Consider the following 18,035-nt stretch of genomic DNA (forward strand, 5'->3'; position numbering starts at 1 on the left):
AACAGGTTTGGATAAAGGTAATTATTTTATTGTAAAAAATAATAGGTGGGTGGCTGATAGTGCAGACGGCTGTTTGAAGAGCGATCCGGCTAATATCAGCAGCCCACCTATGTAAACAATGTTCTTCTTTGAACCTTATATCCTCACAATATCGGCACCTAAAGCACGCAGTCTTTCGTCGATATGCTGGTAACCGCGCTCAATTTGCTCAATGTTGTAAATGGTTGATTTACCTTTTGCAGATAAGGCCGCGATCAGCAATGAAACACCCGCGCGAATGTCTGGCGATGTCATCGAAATGCCCCTTAACTGTATTTGTTTATCCAAACCGATAACGGTAGCACGGTGCGGATCGCAAAGGATGATGTTGGCACCCATTTCCAGCAGTTTATCTACAAAGAACAGGCGGCTTTCAAACATTTTCTGGTGTATCAGTACCGATCCTTTTGCCTGGGTAGCTACTACCAGTACAATGCTCAATAAGTCGGGGGTAAAGCCCGGCCATGGCGCATCGGCAACGGTTAATATCGATCCGTCAATGAAGGTGTCAATTTCGTAGTGCTCCTGTGCAGGGATGAAGATATCATCGCCTCTTAACTCCAACTGGATACCCAAACGTTTAAACACGTTAGGGATAATACCCAGTTCTTTATACTGCACATCTTTAATGGTGATTTCAGAGCCCGTCATGGCAGCCAAACCGATGAAAGAGCCTATCTCTATCATATCCGGCAGCATGCGGTGTTCGGTGCCTTTTAATTCGGTTACACCTTCAATGGTAAGCAGGTTTGAGCCTATGCCGCTAATTTGGGCACCCATGCGGTTAAGCATTTTGCAAAGCTGTTGCAGGTAAGGCTCGCAGGCTGCATTATAAATAGTGGTAGTGCCCTTGGCCAAAACAGCGGCCATTACCACGTTGGCGGTACCTGTTACTGATGCTTCATCTAACAGCAGGTAAGTACCATGCAGGTTTGAAGCATCAACCTTGTAAAATTCGTCTGTTGAATCGTAGTTGAATTTAGCGCCCAGTTTCTCGAAACCCAGGAAGTGGGTATCCAAACGGCGACGGCCAATTTTATCGCCACCCGGTTTTGGTATCGATGCCTTGCCAAAACGGGCCAGCAGCGGACCAACGATCATGATAGAGCCACGCAAGCTACCGCCCTTTGATTTAAAAGCATCCGACTCAAAAAACTCAAGATCGATGTTTTTAGCTTCAAAGCTATAGGTGTCGGGAGCAAGGCGCTCAACAGTTACGCCCATATCGCCCAGCAGCTCAATTAATTTCTTTACATCTACTATATCGGGGATATTGCTAATCGTTACCTTTTCGGCGGTTAACAATACAGCCGAAATTACCTGTAAGGCCTCGTTTTTAGCCCCCTGCGGTATAATTTCGCCTTTTAACTGTTTGCCTCCCCGTATTTCAAATGCGTTCTTCATATTAGTGGTTGGTGATTTTTTAACGAATAAATATGCTTCCTGTATTCATAACAATGGCCATACCCGGATTGTGTTTACCTCCCGGATACATGCTATCATTATAAACAGTAAAATTAATATTTTCTTGCACCGCCATTGTTGCGGTTGCGGTTATTTTGGTTGTTGTTGTTGCGCGGGTTGTTGTTATTCCGTGGGTTATTGTTATTTCGCGGATTATTATTGTTGGTACGGCCCCTGCCGCCGCCGGTATTTTGGTTAGTGCTCACGGCGCGGTATTCTACCTTGTTCAGGTTAATGCTATCGTCGAGTTTTAACTGCCCGCCCGATAATGCTTCCAGGTCGCTCAATATGCTTTCGTCAGATACCGAATCTTTGTTCCATTGTACATAAGCCATCTTCATAAAGTTGGCTATCGACTGTATCATGTGGCGTTTACGCTCGGGCTCTTCAATGTTCTTAGCCTTTTCAATCATCAGCTCAATGGTTTTGCCATAGTGCTTGTATTTAATACGCTGATGCGGGTAACGCAAAGGCTCGGGCTTCAGGTGGATAGATTCTGGAGTAGGTTTTGGGTATGGCGAATCTACATCAATCTGGTAGTCAGATATAATGTGCAGGTGATCCCATAGTTTATGCTTAAAATCGGCAACATCGCGCAGGTGTGGGTTTAAAAAGCCCATCAGGTCAATCACCACCTGGGCATAGCGGTTACGCTCTTCTTTACTTGGCAGGGCGCAAATATATTTAACCATATTTTGCACATTGCGGCCGTATTCTGATAATATAAGTTTATTCCTGGTTGAGTTATAGTCAAACGTAGGCGGAATTTGTTGAGCCATGTATTTTTGTTAATGAAGCTTTATATTTAACCCTATTGATCTGTTTTAATAATAACAGCGGATCGGCGGCTAAAGTTGATAAGTTATTTTAATTTTCTAATTGTAGTAACGCAAATATAACGCAATTGTGTTAATGTACAAATTTGTTATTAACAGGTTGTTATATATTACTTTATTTTAGCATTTGTAAGGAGATATATTTTGGCAGAGCAAGTAATTGTAAATAAGGTAGATATTTATAGGTTCAGTATCCCGATGGAACCTTTCAGCATAGCCACCGGCACTATGGACCACGCGCAGAACGTATTTATACGTGTACATACCAGCGCAGGCTTTTACGGTGTAGGCGAATGTTCGGCCTTCCCCATGATAGTTGGTGAAACGCAGGATACCTGTCTGGCTATGGCGCGCGAGTTTGCCCGGTTATGGATAGGGCAGGATGCACTGGATATTGCCGCCCGTTTACAGCAACTGCACAGCTTTACGGCCGGTAACACCACTATTAAAAGTGCTTTTGATATGGCGCTGCATGATATAGCTGCCAAGCATGCTGGTTTGCCGCTCTATCAGTTTTTAGGTGGAGAAAAACACCCGGTTGAAACCGATATTACCGTAGGCATAGGCACCCCCGAAAAGATGGCCGAAAAGGCGCTGGCCTTTAAACAATCTGGCGCCACTATATTAAAGATAAAGCTGGGTAAAAACGCAAATGAGGATGTGGAGCGCATTCGTTTGATCAGAAGTGCCGTTGGCGATGAAATGCACATCCGCGTGGATGCCAACCAGGGCTGGGATTTTGATGATGCCGTGTACGCCCTGCAAAGCATCGCCCCCTACAATATTCAATTTTGCGAACAGCCCATGCGTACCTGGTACGATGATCGCCTGCCCGAATTGATGCGGCTATCGCCGGTTAAAATTATGGCCGACGAAAGTGTATATAATCATCATGATGCCCGTAAGCAGATCAACGCCGGGCTTTGCCATTATATCAATATCAAGTTCTCCAAATCAGGCGGAATATTTGAGGCCAAACAGATCCACGATACCGCTGCCGAAAAGGGGATAGCCTGCATGATGGGCGGGATGCTGGAGAGCCGGATAGGTTTGAGCGCTAAGCTGCATTTTGCTTACGCCAGCCCTAATATAAAGTTTTACGATATGGATACCTGCATGCTTGGCCATTTGCAGGACCCATGTGTAGGAGGCGTAACTTACAATGACTACTACTTAAATATTGTAGATACTCCCGGCATTGGGGCCGATGCCGATGAGGCGTTCCTTACTCAATGCGAAAAATTCACCGTGGTATAATTAATTAGCTTCAGCTCTTTCCACAACGTATTGTGTGCGATTGCAGTAATAGCAAATGTACCGTTTAAGTGGTTTCCAGAATACGAGGAACTTTACAAGAGCAGGCCGCCTGACCCTTTCGGTTAAAGCCCTGCCACATCTTGAACAGGTGTGGGTGCTTTTTGCGCGTGTTGTTATTTCATTCATAATTACGCCGATTTGCTGGTATTTATAGATATGATAACGCAACGGCAATATAATTATAAAATGCATAAAAATATAGCTTTTAGGAATATTTATTTATAACAAAATCATAAGCGAAATAATCTGTAGTTAAATAATAATTATAAGTAAATAATAAGTTGTTCTGTTATGCGGTTTTTGTAATAAGTGCGAAATATGATAAGCTGTTCCTAATTCACCGATACTCACTTCTTATTGATTTTATAATTGTTTATCTTTATATCATGACTACAATAACATTACAGATTCCGGATGCTCTTGAAAAAGAACATGATGAAACTGTGCGCCTAATTGCAGCCAAGCTATATGAAGCAGGTAAACTATCTTTATCACAAGCGGCAGAGATGTGCGGAATGAAGAAATGGGATTTTGCCGAAATACTTGTCAATTTCGGGGTGAATTATCTTGACCCAAGTGTTCAGTCCGATTTAGATAATGCCTGAAAAATCTATTGTAATTACTGATGCCAGTTGTTTTATCATTTTAGATAAAATCGATGCGCTGCATCTGCTTCCGATATTGTTCTCTCAAATATTCACCACTCCTGAAATAGTAACCGAATACGGTAAACTACTGCCAAGTTGGGTAATGGTGAAGTCAGTTAAAAATGTCGCTTTGCAAAGTCAGCTTAGTGAAATTGTAGATCAGGGAGAAGCAAGTGCTATTGCTTTGGCCGATGAAATTAAATGCGACTATTTATTAACAGATGACCGGGCAGCCAGGAAGTTTGCAGAACAAAGAGGGATATCAGTAAAAGGCTCAATAGGTGTATTGCTATATGCAAAACAACTGAAAATAATTCCGTTGCTATTGCCTTATTTGAATCTCATTCAGCAAACTAATTTTCGTATTTCTCCGGGTTTAATCCAGCAATTAATTAAGGAAGCAGGCGAATAATTATCTCACAAAAAAAGGCATGATCAATTTTAAGTTAACCATGCCTTTTCTATTTATATAATCTTTCCTATTTCGCGCTCAACTCTGTAAAATGCTTGTAAAACAACGGAATAGTTTCGATGCCTTTATAGTAGTTAAACAGGTCGTATTTTTCGTTTGGTGAGTGCAGGTTATCGCTATCTAAACCAAAACCCATTAGTACCGTTTTAATACCTAATTCAGCTTCAAATAGGGCTACAATAGGGATGCTGCCTCCGCCACGGGTTGGGATAGGCTCTTTACCGAAAGATTCGGCTATGGCCTTTTGCGCCGCCTGGTAGGCAATGCTATTGGTAGGGGTAACTACCGGTTCGCCGCCATGGTGCGGGGTAACCTTTACCTTAACAAAGGGTGGCGTAATTTTCAAAAAGTGATCAGTAAACAGTTTGGTGATCACTTCCGAGCTTTGGTTAGGCACCAAACGCATTGATATTTTAGCGCTCGCTTTTGATGGTAGTACAGTTTTGGCGCCTTCGCCAATGTAACCGCCCCAAATACCGTTTACTTCAAGTGTTGGCCTGGTTCCGGTACGTTCAAAGGTGCTGTAACCGGCTTCGCCCCAAAGTTCATCAACACCAAGGTCGGCTTTGTATTCGTTGTTATCGTAAGGTGCATTGTTAATGGCCTTGCGCTCGGCATCGGTAAGGTCAATCACATCATCGTAAAAGCCCGGGATGGCAATGCGGTTGTTATCGTCGTGCAAAGAAGCGATGAGTTTGGCCAGTATAGTAGCAGGGTTAGCCACCGCGCCGCCGTATACACCCGAATGCAGATCGCGGTTAGGGCCGGTTACTTCTACCTCAAGGTATGAAAGACCGCGTAAACCGGTTTCCAGCGATGGGTGTTCCATGCTGATCATAGCGGTATCTGATATCAATATCACATCGGCTTTGAGGCGGTCTTTATTTTGTTTTACAAAAGTGCCCAGGTTATCAGAACCAACCTCTTCCTCGCCCTCTATCATAAATTTAATGTTGCAGGGTAGCTGATCGGTTTGCATCATCAGTTCAAATGCCTTTACGTGCATATAAAACTGGCCTTTATCATCGCAGGCGCCACGGGCAAAAACTTTACCATTGCGCACGGTAGGCTCAAAAGGAGGGGTGTGCCATAATTCCAGCGGATCCGGGGGTTGTACGTCGTAATGACCATACACCAGTACGGTTGGCCTTGCCGGATCAACTATCTTTTCGCCATATACCACAGGATAGCCTGCCGTTTGGCATATCTCTACATTATCGGCACCGGCATCGCTTAGCTTTTTGGCTACAAATGCGGCGGTGTTTAAAACATCGGGTTTGTATTTAGGATCGGCACTTACCGACGGGAAACGCAACAGTTCAAATAATTCGTCAAGCATACGCTGCTTGTGCTGCTCTATATAATTTTTTATGTTTTGCATAAATCAGTTATTTAGGGCAAATATAGCGGATGTTAACCGGAACTAAAGGCTAAGAAATTTTTAAGAAGAGGAGGTTTTTTTTCGAAAAATACTTTCGAAATGTGGATAACTTTTGATGGGAAATTCTCGTATAAGATTTTTTCTGCACGTTTTTCTCTAAAAAACAGAAATGCAGTATACGTATTTTTAGTGACGATTTACGTCAAAAAATATTATAATATGGTTAAACTCATATTATTTTATTCCTGTACGGAGTAGAATAATAAACGCTTATGAGTATAATGGGCGCGGTTTTTGTACTGTGTACGAAGTTTTGTACTTGTATATACAAGTTTTAGTCGGCCGAAGAGATGTCTGATTTGGGTGAGCTGAAATCACGGGTTGAAAAATGGGTTCTTTCTATCTTGATTTTTTGAGCTACTTCCTTTTTTGTATCCCTGGTAAAAGATAACGCGGCTACGCCCGATGTTAATAAGATGGCGGCTATAATGATGAACTTTTTCATGAGTGGGGTATTAAATTTTTAATGCAAAACAGGGTGATCAATCGGCTTGGCTAATATCTTTTTTGTCTCTTTTAGCATCTGCCTGGCTAATGTCTTTCTTGTCTCTTTTCGCGTCGGCCTGGCTAATATCTTTCTTGTCTCTGGCGTCTGCCTGACTAATATCTTTTTTATCGCGGATGGTTGTAGCGGTGGTATTTGCCAACGATGCTGCAACGGTTGAAAGTATTAAAGCAGCTGATAAAATGATCTTTTTCATGGTGTGCATTATGTGTGTATGCTGTGATGAATTTTGTTGTATATGTTTGTGAAAATGTGTGATCGGTAATTAGTCGGCCTGGCTGATATCTTTTTTATCTCTTTTAGCATCTGCCTGGCTAATATCTTTCTTGTCTCTTTTCGCGTCGGCTTGGCTGATGTCTTTTTTGTCTCTGGCGTCTGCCTGGCTGATATCTTTTTTATCGCGGGTGGTAGTAGTGGTGTTGGCTAAAGAAGCTGCAACTGTTGAAAGGATAAGAGCGGTTGATAATATGATCTTTTTCATGATGTTCGTTAAATGTGTATTATGTGATGTAGTATGTTATATCTGTTGTGAAAATGTGTGATCGGTAATTAGTCAGCTTGGCTGATATCTTTTTTATCTCTTTTAGCATCTGCCTGGCTAATATCTTTCTTGTCTCTTTTCGCGTCGGCTTGGCTAATGTCTTTTTTGTCTCTGGCGTCTGCTTGGCTGATATCTTTTTTATCGCGGATGGTAGTAGTAGTGTTTGCTAAAGAAGCTGCAACTGTTGAAAGGATAAGAGCGGCTGATAATATGATCTTTTTCATGTTGTTTTTTTATGCGTTGTGTTCGTAGTGGTATGTGTTGATTAAGCTGAGTTGTGTGTTGTAATTAGTCGGCTTGGCTGATATCTTTTTTATCTCTTTTAGCATCTGCCTGGCTAATATCTTTCTTGTCTCTTTTCGCGTCGGCTTGGCTAATGTCTTTTTTGTCTCTGGCGTCTGCTTGGCTGATATCTTTTTTATCGCGGATGGTAGTAGTAGTGTTAGCAAAAGAAGCTGCAACTGTTGAAAGGATAAGAGCGGCTGATAATATGATCTTTTTCATGATGTTCGTTAAATGTGTATTATGTGATGTAGTGTGTTATATCTGTTGTGAAAATGTGTGATCGGTAATTAGTCGGCTTGGCTGATATCTTTTTTATCTCTTTTAGCATCTGCCTGGCTAATATCTTTCTTGTCTCTTTTCGCGTCGGCTTGGCTGATGTCTTTTTTGTCTCTGGCGTCTGCCTGGCTGATATCTTTTTTATCGCGGATGGTAGTAGTGGTATTTGCTAAAGAAGCTGCAACTGTTGAAAGGATAAGGGCTGCTGATAATATGATCTTTTTCATGTTGTTTTATATGTGTGTATGTGTGATGTAAAATGTGTAGTATGTATTGTGAAAATGTGTGGTCAGTAATTAGTCGGCTTGGCTGATATCTTTTTTGTCTCTTTTAGCATCTGCCTGGCTAATGTCTTTTTTATCTCTCTTGGCGTCGGCTTGGCTGATGTCTTTTTTGTCTCTGTAATCTGCCTGGCTGATGTCTTTTTTATCGCGGTTGATAGTAGCGGTATTTGCTAAAGAAGCTGTAACTGTTGACAGGATTAGGGCGGTTGATAAGATGATTTTTTTCATGATGTTGTTGTATAAATAGGGGGTGTGATTATCTGTTAATTTTGTGTGTTATATAAGGTGTAATTAGTCGGCCTGGCTGATGTCTTTTTTGTCTCTTTTAACATCTGCCTGGCTAATATCTTTCTTGTCTTTTCGGGCATCAGCGCTGCTGATATCCTTCTTGTCTTTGTAATCGGCACTACTGATATCCTTCTTGTCGGCCGCTATAATAAAGAGGTTGTTTCCCGCCGGTGCGAATGATGACAATACACCTGTTGTAAGTAATAAGGCGGCTGCAAGGGTTAACTTTTTCATGCTATTATTTTGTATTTAATATTTTAAATATGTATTATTATTTATTAATCAGCCCAGCTGATGTCTTTTCTGTTGTTCAGCAGGTTTTGAATAGGTACTACCAGCTTCACTTTTTCTTCTTTTTTGCACGACGTTAAAATGCCTGTGCTTAGTATGGTTGCGGCTATCAGTATGTACTTTTTCATGTTGTTGTATATTTTATATTATCGTTTTGTATATTAATTAGTTAATCTGCCCAGCTAATGTCTTTTTTAAAGCTGCCCATATCTTTTGAAAGGGGGAGTACCGGCTTAATCACCTGTTCTTTTTTGCATGAGGTTAATATGCCTACGCTTAAGATCAATGCTGCTGCTACAAACTTTCTTTTCATGATATTTTTGTTTTAAACGATACCGAATAATATTTATTAATCAGCTGAGCTGATATCTTTTTTGAACCCAACGAATTTTTGTAAAGGTGCTTCAAGCCTCTTTATCTCTGGTTTGATGGGTGAGGTCGCATTTAATGAATATGTCACTAAAGTCAACGTTATTGCTGTTAAATAAATTAAATTTTTCATTTAATTATACTGTTAATTATTAGTTAATGAATAGCCTGTGTTTCTTTAACTCTATACACCTTTTTGGGGTAGTATAGGCAGGTTTCCTGCTGTGTTATCTTGTGTTTTTTTACAAGCTTAACCGCTTAGGATATATATAGTATTATTTATTATTTTATTATATAACCTGTTGTTTATCAAACATTTAACTACACAAATATAGGTATGTTTTTCTAAAACAAAACTTTTTTTAAAAAAAGTTTTCAACAGGTTTTTAGCGTGAATTTTTGTATTATATTGCTAACTTTATATCTTTCACCATAATAGCACGTAATAGCAGTTAATGAACAAACTCCTGGTTTTTTTGGCTTGGTTAATATCTTGTGGTTCTGTATACGCAAGCGCGTCTTACGGTGCTTTGGCCCAGGATACCAATGCTGTTATCGCGTTAAATAAACAGGCCTTTGAAAGCCGCGAACGCGATCCGGAGGAAACCATTAGTGAGGCCCAAAGGGCGCTTGATATGGCCGGGAAACTCGACTATACGCGCGGTGCGGGCGAGTCCTATCGTGTAATGGGTATAGGGTATTCTTATTTGAACGAGGCCGAGAAAGCTATTGATAATTATATGAAGGCATTAACCGCCTTCAGTAAGATAAATGATTTGCAAAGTGAGGCTAAAGTATATAACAATATAGGTAACCTTTACCGCGATATTGATTACGAGCAATCCTTCGTATACCTTAGTAAAGCTTTGGTAATAGCGCAAAAACTGAACGATAAAGATCTCATCGCAAAGCTCTACCTTAATATAGGTAACATCAAATACAGGCAAAAGAGTTATAACCAGGCCCTGGGTTACTATGATAAAAGTAACGTGCTGTTTAAGGAGCTGAATGATGAGAAGAATCTTATTAAATGCCTCCATAACCGCGGGGTGATCTATTTTAACCTCAATAAGTTTGATATAGCCGAAAAGTTGCTACTGGAGGCCAATAAGCAGGCTAAGGAGAAAGATTTGAATGAAATTGTTGCCAGTGTTAACTTAACCCTGGCATCGTTGTATGTAGCCCAAAATAAATTTATGCAGGCCGAGGATGTGGTACAGGAAGGTATTACCTATGCCGACATTATAAAGGATAAGAAATTCGCTTACGATTATCAGTATACCTCATACCAGTTAGAGTATAAGCGCAAGAACTACGAAAAGGCGCTGCATTACCTTCGCGATATTTACCGACAGGATAGCACGGTACACAAGTCAAACGAATCAACTAAAATAAACCTGCTCCAAAAGCAGTTTGAGCAGGAAGCGCGCCAGCGCCAAAGCGATCTTTTATTACAGCAGCGTAAATACGACAGGGTAAGGTTTGTGGGTGTAACCACAGTAGCCGGTTTATTGCTGGTAGTTATAGCCCTGTTGGTGGGCAATGTTAAACGCAAGGCCAAAACCAATGCCCAGCTTACCGATCTTAACCTCGAAGTATCCCGCCAAAAAGATAACCTCGACCGTATCAATCATCACCTCGAGGAGATCATTGATGAACGTACTAAGGACCTTCAGGTTAAAAACAAAAAGCTTTCCGATTACTCATCATACCTCTCGCACCAGATCCGTGGGCCTATAGCTACGCTTAAAGGCCTCATGAACCTCGAAAAAGAAGGTTTGGTAGATCAGCATGAGTGTATTGATATGATGGATAAATGCGTATCTGAAATTGATGAAAAGATAATCGAGATGAGCGATATGCTGCATAACCCGGCCAAAACCGGTATTTCATCATAGGGTAGGGGGGGTACCCGGCCCTTATGGCCAGGTAGGGTGTATCTGCGCCTCAAATAAGCCGAGGTAGCTGCAATACCACGATATCATTTGCAGTATCAGTAATTCTCGGTGTTTATGGTAGCCTTTGGTTTCAAACGCCAGTACCTCTTTATCTGTAGTAACAAAAAATCTCTTTTCGCCCTCGCTTGGCTTAAAACGCGATTTCAGCAGGTCAAATGCCTTAACCTTCAGCTTGCTTTGCGGGTCGTGGATCATTCCATCTTTGGCCGCCTCGTCGTTCGATATTGAAATTAAGTAATTTGACATGTTCTTTCTCTTGATGTGCCAGCATAATACAATATCTACTCCAAAACGGCCAAAAGATGCTATTAGATGAATATGTGAGAAATTTTGAGAAAAAAAAATCTTGTTTTTTCTTATATCTAAACATTGTTAATCAATATTTAATTTAAGTAAAAACAAGATTGTTGTCAAAAACAGACGTGTGTCAATTTCTGAACACATTAGCAGAATAAATTACGCGTTTTTGTTGCGCAATTCTTCGTATAGTAATATCACCTTACGTTGCAGGGTAGCAATTTCGGTTTCGCGTTCTAATAATTTCTTTTGTGCTACGCTTAGGTTTGAAGGTTCCGGCTCGGCCTCTTCAATATCATAAGCCAGCAGGTACACTACAGCCACTTCAAATATATTGGCTATTTGTTCAAGGCGCGACAGGTTAATGTCAGTAACACCGGTTTCTATTTTAGAAAAGGCCGGTATAGAAATACCTAAACGGTTTGCTACGTCTTCCTGGCTCCAGCCACGTTGGTGGCGCAATATCCTGATATTTTTGCCAATAGATTTGTTAGTCTTTTTTTTCTCGCTCATGTCCTTCTAAATGTTTACTCAATAGTTTAATTAGGGAAAGGGTAGTCTTATCATATTAACTACCCAAACTATATGCCACATTTAAAAATTGCTTAAATGAACATTAAATGTTAATCTAAACTTAAGCGGGGAATTTTATTCGGGGAAATTAATCCCCGAATAGGGTAAATGGGGAAAAGTAATTAACTGATGATAAATAGTTTTGCAAATTTCAACAGTAACTGCTTCTGGCCTATCTCTTTAAAAAATATGGTAGCCTTAATGTCGGGTTTATTGCCTTCCAAACTTATTACTTTGCCAAAACCAAAGCGTTCGTGCTCAACTTCCATCCCAACTTGCAGGTTTGATGTATCCGACGGCTTAAAATTAGGCGACGGTACGTGTGCCTTGGCCAATACCGAGGTTGTTTTAACCGGAGGCGCTGTAGCTGCTTTAGGTTTAGAAAAAGAATCGCCGCTGCTGCTGGTATTGCTTTTGCGGGTCCAGGCGTTCCGCTCATCATCAAAAAACGAGCCGCTGCCTGCCGATGGGGCCGGTTTAGCTGTAAAATCGAGTTCAAGGTAACGGGCGTCAATCTCATCTAAAAAACGGCTTGGCTCGCAGTTGATCAGTGTACCAAACTTAAAGCGTGAGGTTGCATAGCTAATGGTAAGCTTATGTTCGGCACGGGTAACGGCTACATAAAATAAACGACGCTCTTCTTCCAGGTCGCTGCGCGAGTTAAGCGACATTTGCGACGGAAACAGGTTCTCTTCCAAACCTACCACATGTACACGCGGGAACTCCAAACCTTTTGAGGAGTGGATGGTCATTAAAGAAACGGTATCCGCGTCTTTGTTTTTATCCTTATCGTCGTTGGTAAGCAGGGCAATGTCCTGCATAAATACGTCGAGGCCTTTCTCTTCAATATCTTCACGTTCCGAAAACTCTTTTACACCGTTCAGCAACTCCTGTATGTTTTCGTAACGGTTTAATCCTTCAACTGATTTATCCTCGTACAAGTCTTTCAATAAGCCCGAATGCTGCGCTATGTGCAAGGCGGCATCGTAAGCCGTCATGGTTTTGGTAACCACTTGGAAGCTTTGTATCATGGTGGCGAATATACCCACCGATGCCGAGCTGCGCCCGTCTAAAAACTTCGCCGGGTTCATGATCACCTCGAAAGGGGTAATGTTATTTTGGCCCGCGCTTAATATAATACGGTCGATAGTGGTATCTCCAATGCCCCTGCGCGGGTAGTTGATCACACGTTTCAGCGCTTCCTCATCATTAGGATTAAAGGTAAGCCTGAAGTAAGCCACCAGATCTTTGATCTCCTTACGCTGATAAAACGAAAGACCACCGTATATTTTATAAGGTATGTTCAGCTTACGCAAGCCCTCCTCCATGGAACGTGATTGCGCGTTGGTACGGTAAAGTATCGCGAAATCGTTCCATTTAAGCCCGTTGGTGGTACGCTGCTGCATAATCTCTTCCGAGATGATCTTACCCTCTTCATTATCGCTGAAAGCACGGATCACTTTGATCTTATCGCCGGTTTCTTTTTCCGAAAATACGTTCTTTTTAAGCTGCTCTTTATTGTTCGAAATGATGCTGTTGGCAACGCTTACAATGTTTTGGGTTGAGCGGTAGTTTTGCTCCAGCTTAAATATCTTCAGATCAGGGTAATCCTTCTCAAAGTTCAGGATGTTTTGGATGTTGGCACCACGAAAGGCGTAGATACTCTGCGCATCGTCGCCTACCACACAAAGGTTTTCGTTTACGGCTGCCAGTTTCTTCACAATTAGGTATTGCGAAAAGTTGGTATCCTGGTACTCATCCACCATCAGGTATTTAAACTTGTGCTGGTATTTATTAAGCACTTCGGGATGATCTCTTAATAGTTCGTTGGTTTTAAACAGCAAATCATCGAAATCCATAGCGCCCGCACGGAAACAACGGCTGGCGTAGGTTTCGTAAATTTTACCCATCTGGCCACGGCCGCTGGTAAAATCTTCGGCCTGTATCTGCTCGTTTTGCTGGTAAGCCTGCCACGATACCAAGTTGTTTTTGGCTGCCGATATACGGTTGAGCACAAAGTTTTGGTTGTACAGCTTATCATCAAGGTTAAGCTCCTTTAATATGGCGCGTATTACGCTTTTGCTATCGTCGGTATCGTAAATGGTGAAGTTGTTGGGGTAGCCAATTTTATCGGCCTCCACCCGTAAAATTTTGGCGAATACCGAGTGAAAGGTACCCATCCATATATTTTTGGCTTCGTTGCCAACTACCTTATTAATACGCTCGCGCATTTCGCGTGCGGCCTTGTTGGTAAAGGTAAGTACCAGTATGTTAAACGAATCGACACCCTTACGTATAAGGTGTGCAACCCGGTAAGTAATTACACGTGTTTTGCCCGATCCGGCACCGGCAATAATCATTACCGGCCCCTGAATTTGCTCAACCGCGGCACGTTGTTCTTTATTTAAGCCCTCTAAATAATCCAAATTTCTTTCCCTCTTTTCTAACAGGCGAAATTAAGGTTTTAGGGGCGAAAGCTAAATCAGAATTTATAGAAATTTTGTCTGAACCAGAATTTATGGAATTTAGTTGTCTGAACCAGAATTTACTGAATTCAAGAATTTACAGAATGATGTATTTTGCCCTCTTTGCGCAGCAGAGAGGGTGATCCAGCGAAGCGTAGATCGGGTGAATCCCCTCAACGTCTTGCATCCTGAATCTCAACTCTTGCATCTTCCTCCCCACAATCTACAAACTGATGATCGAAAAATAAAATATAAGCGGCAGATTTGCGGCTGTAAAAACAAAACACCTGTTCGCGTTTTATTAAATTATACAACAATACAATCTGCACTGCATGAATCATCTGGCTAATTCAACATCTCCTTATTTATTACAGCACGTTAATAACCCGGTCGACTGGTATCCCTGGGGGCCGGAAGCTTTGCAAAAGGCTAAGGACGAGAACAAGCTGATATTGGTAAGTGTAGGTTATTCGGCCTGCCACTGGTGCCATGTAATGGAGCACGAGAGCTTTGAGGATGAGCAGGTGGCTGCGGTGATGAACGAGTATTTTGTATGTATAAAGGTTGACCGCGAGGAACGCCCCGATGTAGACCAGATCTATATGAGTGCCGTGCAGTTGATGACGCAGCGAGGCGGCTGGCCGCTCAACTGTATTTGCCTGCCCGATCAGCGGCCTATTTATGGTGGTACCTACTTTCGTAAGAACGATTGGGTTTCGCTGCTATTTAACCTGGCTGATTTTTATAAAACAAAGCCCGACGAAGCCGAGGATTATGCCGTGCGATTGACCGCCGGTATCACCCAGTACGAAACAGTTGATTTCGTACCCAAGCAAGAAAAGGAATATACCAAAAGTGATTTACAGGCTATTATAAACAACTGGAAGCGGTATTTTGATAAGGAGGAGGGCGGCATGGGTTCGTCACCAAAATTCCCGATGCCGAATAACTGGCAATGCCTGATGCGTTACGCGCATTTAATGCACGATGATGATATAAAACAGGCCACCCTGGTTACGCTCAACAAAATGGCGTTCGGCGGAATTTACGACCATGTAGGAGGGGGCTTTGCCCGGTATTCGGTTGATGGTCGCTGGCATGTGCCGCATTTCGAAAAGATGCTGTACGATAATGCCCAACTGGTGAGTTTATATGCCGAAGCTTACACCTGGCAACCCAATGAAATATATAGGGCGATAGCCGATGGCATGATCACCTTTGTAATGCGCGAACTTACCTCGCCCGACGGTGGTTTTTATTCGGCGCTTGATGCCGACAGCGAAGGGGTAGAGGGCAAATTCTATACTTTTACCAAAGCAGAAATTGAAACTATTTTAGGTGACGATGCCGACCTGTTCTGCATATACTATAATATAACAGCAGATGGCAACTGGGAAGAGGAAGAAACTAACGTGTTTTTCCGTAACCGTACCGATGCCGAATTGGCGGCTGACCTGGGCCTAACGGTAGAAACCCTGACTGCTAAAATTGATGCCGCGCGCCAAAAAGTATTCGAGGTGCGCAGCCACCGTATCCGCCCCGGACTGGATAATAAGATCCTGGCCTCATGGAACGGGCTCATGCTGAAAGGTATGTGCGATGCCTACCGCGCTTTTGCCAGGCCGGAGTATTATGAATACGCGCTGTCAAACGCCAGCTTCATTATCAATAACCTGATAAATGCCGATAGCCGTATCTCAAGAGTATACAGGGAAAATGTTACAGGTGGCGATGGGATAGCATTTTTAGATGATTACGCCAATATTATAGATGCCTTTATCGCCCTGTATGAAGTATCGTTCAATGAAGAATGGCTTACCCATGCCCGCAAACTGGCCAACATCGCGATAGCAAATTATTACGATGCGGAGGGAGGCATCTTCTTTTATACCGCTGCCGATGATGAACAGTTGATAGCCCGCAAAAGCGAGATAATGGATGGCGTTACGCCTGCATCAAATTCTGTAATGGCAAGGGTGCTAAAAAAACTGGGTTTGCTGTTTGATGACGAGCAGTACCTTGAAATATCGGCGCAGTTATTGCGCAATATTATGCCGCACCTGGCCAAATACGGTTCGTCATACTCCAACTGGATAATGCTGCTTACCGATGAAGTTTTTGGTGTGTATGAAATAGCCGTTACCGGTAACGAGGCCGAAGAGCGCCGTAAAGAGCTGGAGAAAACATATATTCCTAACAAAATTATGTTGGGAGGAAACGCAGGAAGTTTACCTTTGCTGCAAGACAAGTTTATTGGTAAAACACAGATTTTTGTATGTAAAGACAAAACCTGTGCCTTGCCTGCCGGTAATACTGAAGAGGCTTTAAAACAAATTGAGGCCTAATTTTTTATATTATAAAATAATCGCAATGAAAATTGAACCAAAACACGTAGTGTCATTAACCTACGATCTGTATGTTGATAATGACGGCACTGAAGCTTTAACAGAAAGCGCTACGCAAGAGCAGCCATTAACTTTCTTGTATGGTGCAGGGCAAATGTTGCCAAAATTTGAGGAAAACCTAAGCACGCTTTCAACCGGCGATGAGTATGATTTCCGCTTATCGGCTGAGGATGCTTATGGCGAATACGACGAAGAAGCAGTAGCTAATTTGCCAAAAGAAATGTTCAGCGGTACAGATATTCCTGAAATTGGTACCATTATCCCTTTACAGGATAATAACGGTAACCGTTTCCAGGGTCAGGTTGTATCGGTAGCTGAAGATGCGGTTATTGTTGATCTTAATCACCCGATGGCCGGTCAGGAACTGCACTTTAAAGGCTCTATATTAAATGTACGCCCTGCCACTGAAGAGGAATTATCACACGGTCACGCGCATGGCCCGGATGGTCATCACCACCATTAATAGTTAATTTACTTTAATACATAACAAAAGAGGCGCCTTACAAAAGCGCCTCTTTTTATTTTTATAACGTTGTATTTTAAAATACGAGCTTACCGCTATTATTAATGCGGCATTTTAAAAGCACCGTAGATGATATGGCTTCGCCATTATAATAAGCCGGGATAAATATTTTATCCCCTTCGCTTATATTTTTCAGGCTCATTTTGGCTACCTTATCATATCCCGGCGCAGTAACATGTACTTTATAATCTGCCAAACGCCCACCCGGGCTTACCAGTAGCTCTATCACTACGCTAAATTGCCCCATGTAGGTGCCCTTAATATCTTGCGGCAAATAAAAGTTTCTAACATAAGGCAGGTAACCATAATAACTGCCGCCTACAATTATCGGCTTTGTCACGGTGTCTTTTTCGGTAAATTCCTTATCAACAACGTAAACTACATTTTTGGCACTATCGGTAGGTGCTTCGTAAAGTACCTTTTGTATATCGTAATTGTAGTTTTGCATTAAACGGCCCTTTTTATTAAAAAAGTGCCATAACCCGGTTTTCTTGCCTCTGGTATAATGGCCGCTGGCGAAAGCTATGTTTTTGCCATAAATGCACTGATACAGTCCGTCGCGTACTTCATTGGTCGAATCTTTAAGGATGCTATATTTTTCGGTAACATTGTCGCCCAACTTATTTTTTACCTCAACAGTTTGCTGGGCGAAGCCGGTGCTTATACATAATAACAGGATGCAGGCTAAATAGATCTTTTTCACAGGAGTAGTTCTCAATATGTTGTATTAACATCGCAAACGTGCCGATGTGTGTGCCG

At 42.1% G+C, this 18,035-nt stretch carries 24 protein-coding genes; 6 read left to right on the plus strand and 18 right to left on the minus strand.

Annotated elements, in window-relative coordinates; genetic code table 11:
• Positions 1-135: 135 nt before the first annotated feature.
• Both murA and ABD894_RS25675 read right to left on the minus strand, forming a co-directional pair.
• Positions 136-1,443: a UDP-N-acetylglucosamine 1-carboxyvinyltransferase gene (murA, locus tag ABD894_RS25670; RefSeq protein WP_345213959.1), complete on the minus strand. Its 1,308-nt coding sequence runs from the start codon at positions 1,441-1,443 to the stop codon at positions 136-138.
• A gap of 113 nt (positions 1,444-1,556) precedes the next feature.
• Complete coding sequence (locus ABD894_RS25675) at positions 1,557-2,282, minus strand: DUF4290 domain-containing protein (protein WP_345213960.1); 726 nt, start codon at positions 2,280-2,282, stop codon at positions 1,557-1,559.
• A 255-nt stretch (positions 2,283-2,537) separates the two neighbouring features.
• Here ABD894_RS25675 and ABD894_RS25680 point away from each other — a divergent pair, with 255 nt between their 5' ends.
• The 3 genes from ABD894_RS25680 to ABD894_RS25690 all read left to right on the plus strand — a co-directional run bounded on the left by ABD894_RS25680 (position 2,538) and on the right by ABD894_RS25690 (position 4,715).
• Positions 2,538-3,596 (plus strand): mandelate racemase/muconate lactonizing enzyme family protein, encoded by a 1,059-nt coding sequence (locus ABD894_RS25680; RefSeq protein WP_345214024.1) that lies wholly within the window; start codon positions 2,538-2,540, stop codon positions 3,594-3,596.
• A 446-nt stretch (positions 3,597-4,042) separates the two neighbouring features.
• Complete coding sequence (locus tag ABD894_RS25685; protein ID WP_345213961.1) at positions 4,043-4,261, plus strand: UPF0175 family protein; 219 nt, start codon at positions 4,043-4,045, stop codon at positions 4,259-4,261.
• A complete protein-coding gene (locus ABD894_RS25690) occupies positions 4,254-4,715 on the plus strand; it encodes a PIN domain-containing protein (RefSeq protein WP_345213962.1) in 462 nt (153 codons plus the stop codon). Before ABD894_RS25685 ends, ABD894_RS25690 begins: the two co-directional genes overlap by 8 nt.
• A 67-nt stretch (positions 4,716-4,782) precedes the next feature.
• Here the strand turns inward: ABD894_RS25690 and ABD894_RS25695 are convergent, their stop codons facing one another.
• The 12 genes from ABD894_RS25695 to ABD894_RS25750 all read right to left on the minus strand — a co-directional run bounded on the left by ABD894_RS25695 (position 4,783) and on the right by ABD894_RS25750 (position 9,188).
• Positions 4,783-6,156, minus strand: coding sequence for a dipeptidase (locus tag ABD894_RS25695; protein ID WP_345213963.1), 1,374 nt, complete (start codon positions 6,154-6,156; stop codon positions 4,783-4,785).
• Positions 6,157-6,490: 334 nt separating this feature from the next.
• Positions 6,491-6,661 carry a hypothetical protein gene (locus ABD894_RS25700; protein WP_345213964.1) on the minus strand — a complete coding sequence of 57 codons (171 nt, stop codon included), beginning with the start codon at positions 6,659-6,661 and terminating at the stop codon, positions 6,491-6,493.
• 37 nt (positions 6,662-6,698) lie between these two features.
• Complete coding sequence (locus ABD894_RS25705) at positions 6,699-6,917, minus strand: hypothetical protein (protein WP_345213965.1); 219 nt, start codon at positions 6,915-6,917, stop codon at positions 6,699-6,701.
• 69 nt (positions 6,918-6,986) lie between these two features.
• On the minus strand, positions 6,987-7,202 hold the full coding sequence (locus ABD894_RS25710) for a hypothetical protein (RefSeq protein WP_345213966.1): 216 nt from the start codon (positions 7,200-7,202) through the stop codon (positions 6,987-6,989).
• Between the two features lie 68 nt (positions 7,203-7,270).
• Positions 7,271-7,486: a hypothetical protein gene (locus ABD894_RS25715; protein ID WP_345213967.1), complete on the minus strand. Its 216-nt coding sequence runs from the start codon at positions 7,484-7,486 to the stop codon at positions 7,271-7,273.
• A gap of 64 nt (positions 7,487-7,550) precedes the next feature.
• A complete protein-coding gene (locus ABD894_RS25720; RefSeq protein ID WP_345213968.1) occupies positions 7,551-7,766 on the minus strand; it encodes a hypothetical protein in 216 nt (71 codons plus the stop codon).
• 68 nt (positions 7,767-7,834) lie between these two features.
• Positions 7,835-8,050, minus strand: a complete 216-nt coding sequence (locus tag ABD894_RS25725; protein WP_345213967.1) for a hypothetical protein — start codon at positions 8,048-8,050, stop codon at positions 7,835-7,837.
• A 69-nt stretch (positions 8,051-8,119) separates the two neighbouring features.
• Entirely contained in the window at positions 8,120-8,335 is a 216-nt protein-coding gene (locus ABD894_RS25730; RefSeq protein WP_345213969.1) for a hypothetical protein, read from the minus strand.
• Between the two features lie 63 nt (positions 8,336-8,398).
• Positions 8,399-8,629, minus strand: a complete 231-nt coding sequence (locus ABD894_RS25735; protein ID WP_345213970.1) for a hypothetical protein — start codon at positions 8,627-8,629, stop codon at positions 8,399-8,401.
• A 44-nt stretch (positions 8,630-8,673) separates the two neighbouring features.
• Entirely contained in the window at positions 8,674-8,814 is a 141-nt protein-coding gene (locus ABD894_RS25740) for a hypothetical protein (RefSeq protein ID WP_345213971.1), read from the minus strand.
• A gap of 41 nt (positions 8,815-8,855) precedes the next feature.
• Positions 8,856-8,999, minus strand: coding sequence for a hypothetical protein (locus tag ABD894_RS25745; protein ID WP_345213972.1), 144 nt, complete (start codon positions 8,997-8,999; stop codon positions 8,856-8,858).
• Between the two features lie 36 nt (positions 9,000-9,035).
• Positions 9,036-9,188 (minus strand): hypothetical protein, encoded by a 153-nt coding sequence (locus ABD894_RS25750; RefSeq protein ID WP_345213973.1) that lies wholly within the window; start codon positions 9,186-9,188, stop codon positions 9,036-9,038.
• Positions 9,189-9,510: 322 nt separating this feature from the next.
• Between ABD894_RS25750 and ABD894_RS25755 the strand changes: the two genes are divergently transcribed.
• Positions 9,511-10,953 (plus strand): tetratricopeptide repeat protein, encoded by a 1,443-nt coding sequence (locus ABD894_RS25755; RefSeq protein WP_345213974.1) that lies wholly within the window; start codon positions 9,511-9,513, stop codon positions 10,951-10,953.
• Between the two features lie 21 nt (positions 10,954-10,974).
• Here ABD894_RS25755 and ABD894_RS25760 read toward each other — a convergent pair whose 3' ends face one another.
• The 3 genes from ABD894_RS25760 to ABD894_RS25770 all read right to left on the minus strand — a co-directional run bounded on the left by ABD894_RS25760 (position 10,975) and on the right by ABD894_RS25770 (position 14,309).
• On the minus strand, positions 10,975-11,259 hold the full coding sequence (locus ABD894_RS25760; RefSeq protein ID WP_345213975.1) for a hypothetical protein: 285 nt from the start codon (positions 11,257-11,259) through the stop codon (positions 10,975-10,977).
• Positions 11,260-11,469: 210 nt separating this feature from the next.
• Entirely contained in the window at positions 11,470-11,823 is a 354-nt protein-coding gene (locus ABD894_RS25765; protein WP_345213976.1) for a helix-turn-helix domain-containing protein, read from the minus strand.
• A 182-nt stretch (positions 11,824-12,005) separates the two neighbouring features.
• Positions 12,006-14,309 (minus strand): ATP-dependent helicase, encoded by a 2,304-nt coding sequence (locus ABD894_RS25770; RefSeq protein ID WP_345213977.1) that lies wholly within the window; start codon positions 14,307-14,309, stop codon positions 12,006-12,008.
• Between the two features lie 371 nt (positions 14,310-14,680).
• On the opposite strand from ABD894_RS25770, the gene ABD894_RS25775 reads away from it, so the two are divergent.
• A complete protein-coding gene (locus ABD894_RS25775; RefSeq protein ID WP_345213978.1) occupies positions 14,681-16,693 on the plus strand; it encodes a thioredoxin domain-containing protein in 2,013 nt (670 codons plus the stop codon).
• Positions 16,694-16,718: 25 nt separating this feature from the next.
• Complete coding sequence (locus ABD894_RS25780) at positions 16,719-17,216, plus strand: FKBP-type peptidyl-prolyl cis-trans isomerase (protein ID WP_345213979.1); 498 nt, start codon at positions 16,719-16,721, stop codon at positions 17,214-17,216.
• A 76-nt stretch (positions 17,217-17,292) separates the two neighbouring features.
• Here ABD894_RS25780 and ABD894_RS25785 read toward each other — a convergent pair whose 3' ends face one another.
• Positions 17,293-17,979 carry a hypothetical protein gene (locus ABD894_RS25785; protein ID WP_345213980.1) on the minus strand — a complete coding sequence of 229 codons (687 nt, stop codon included), beginning with the start codon at positions 17,977-17,979 and terminating at the stop codon, positions 17,293-17,295.
• Between the last annotated feature and the right edge of the window lie 56 nt (positions 17,980-18,035).

It is taken from the genome of Mucilaginibacter gynuensis (genome assembly GCF_039541195.1).
Lineage (GTDB): Bacteria > Bacteroidota > Bacteroidia > Sphingobacteriales > Sphingobacteriaceae > Mucilaginibacter > Mucilaginibacter gynuensis.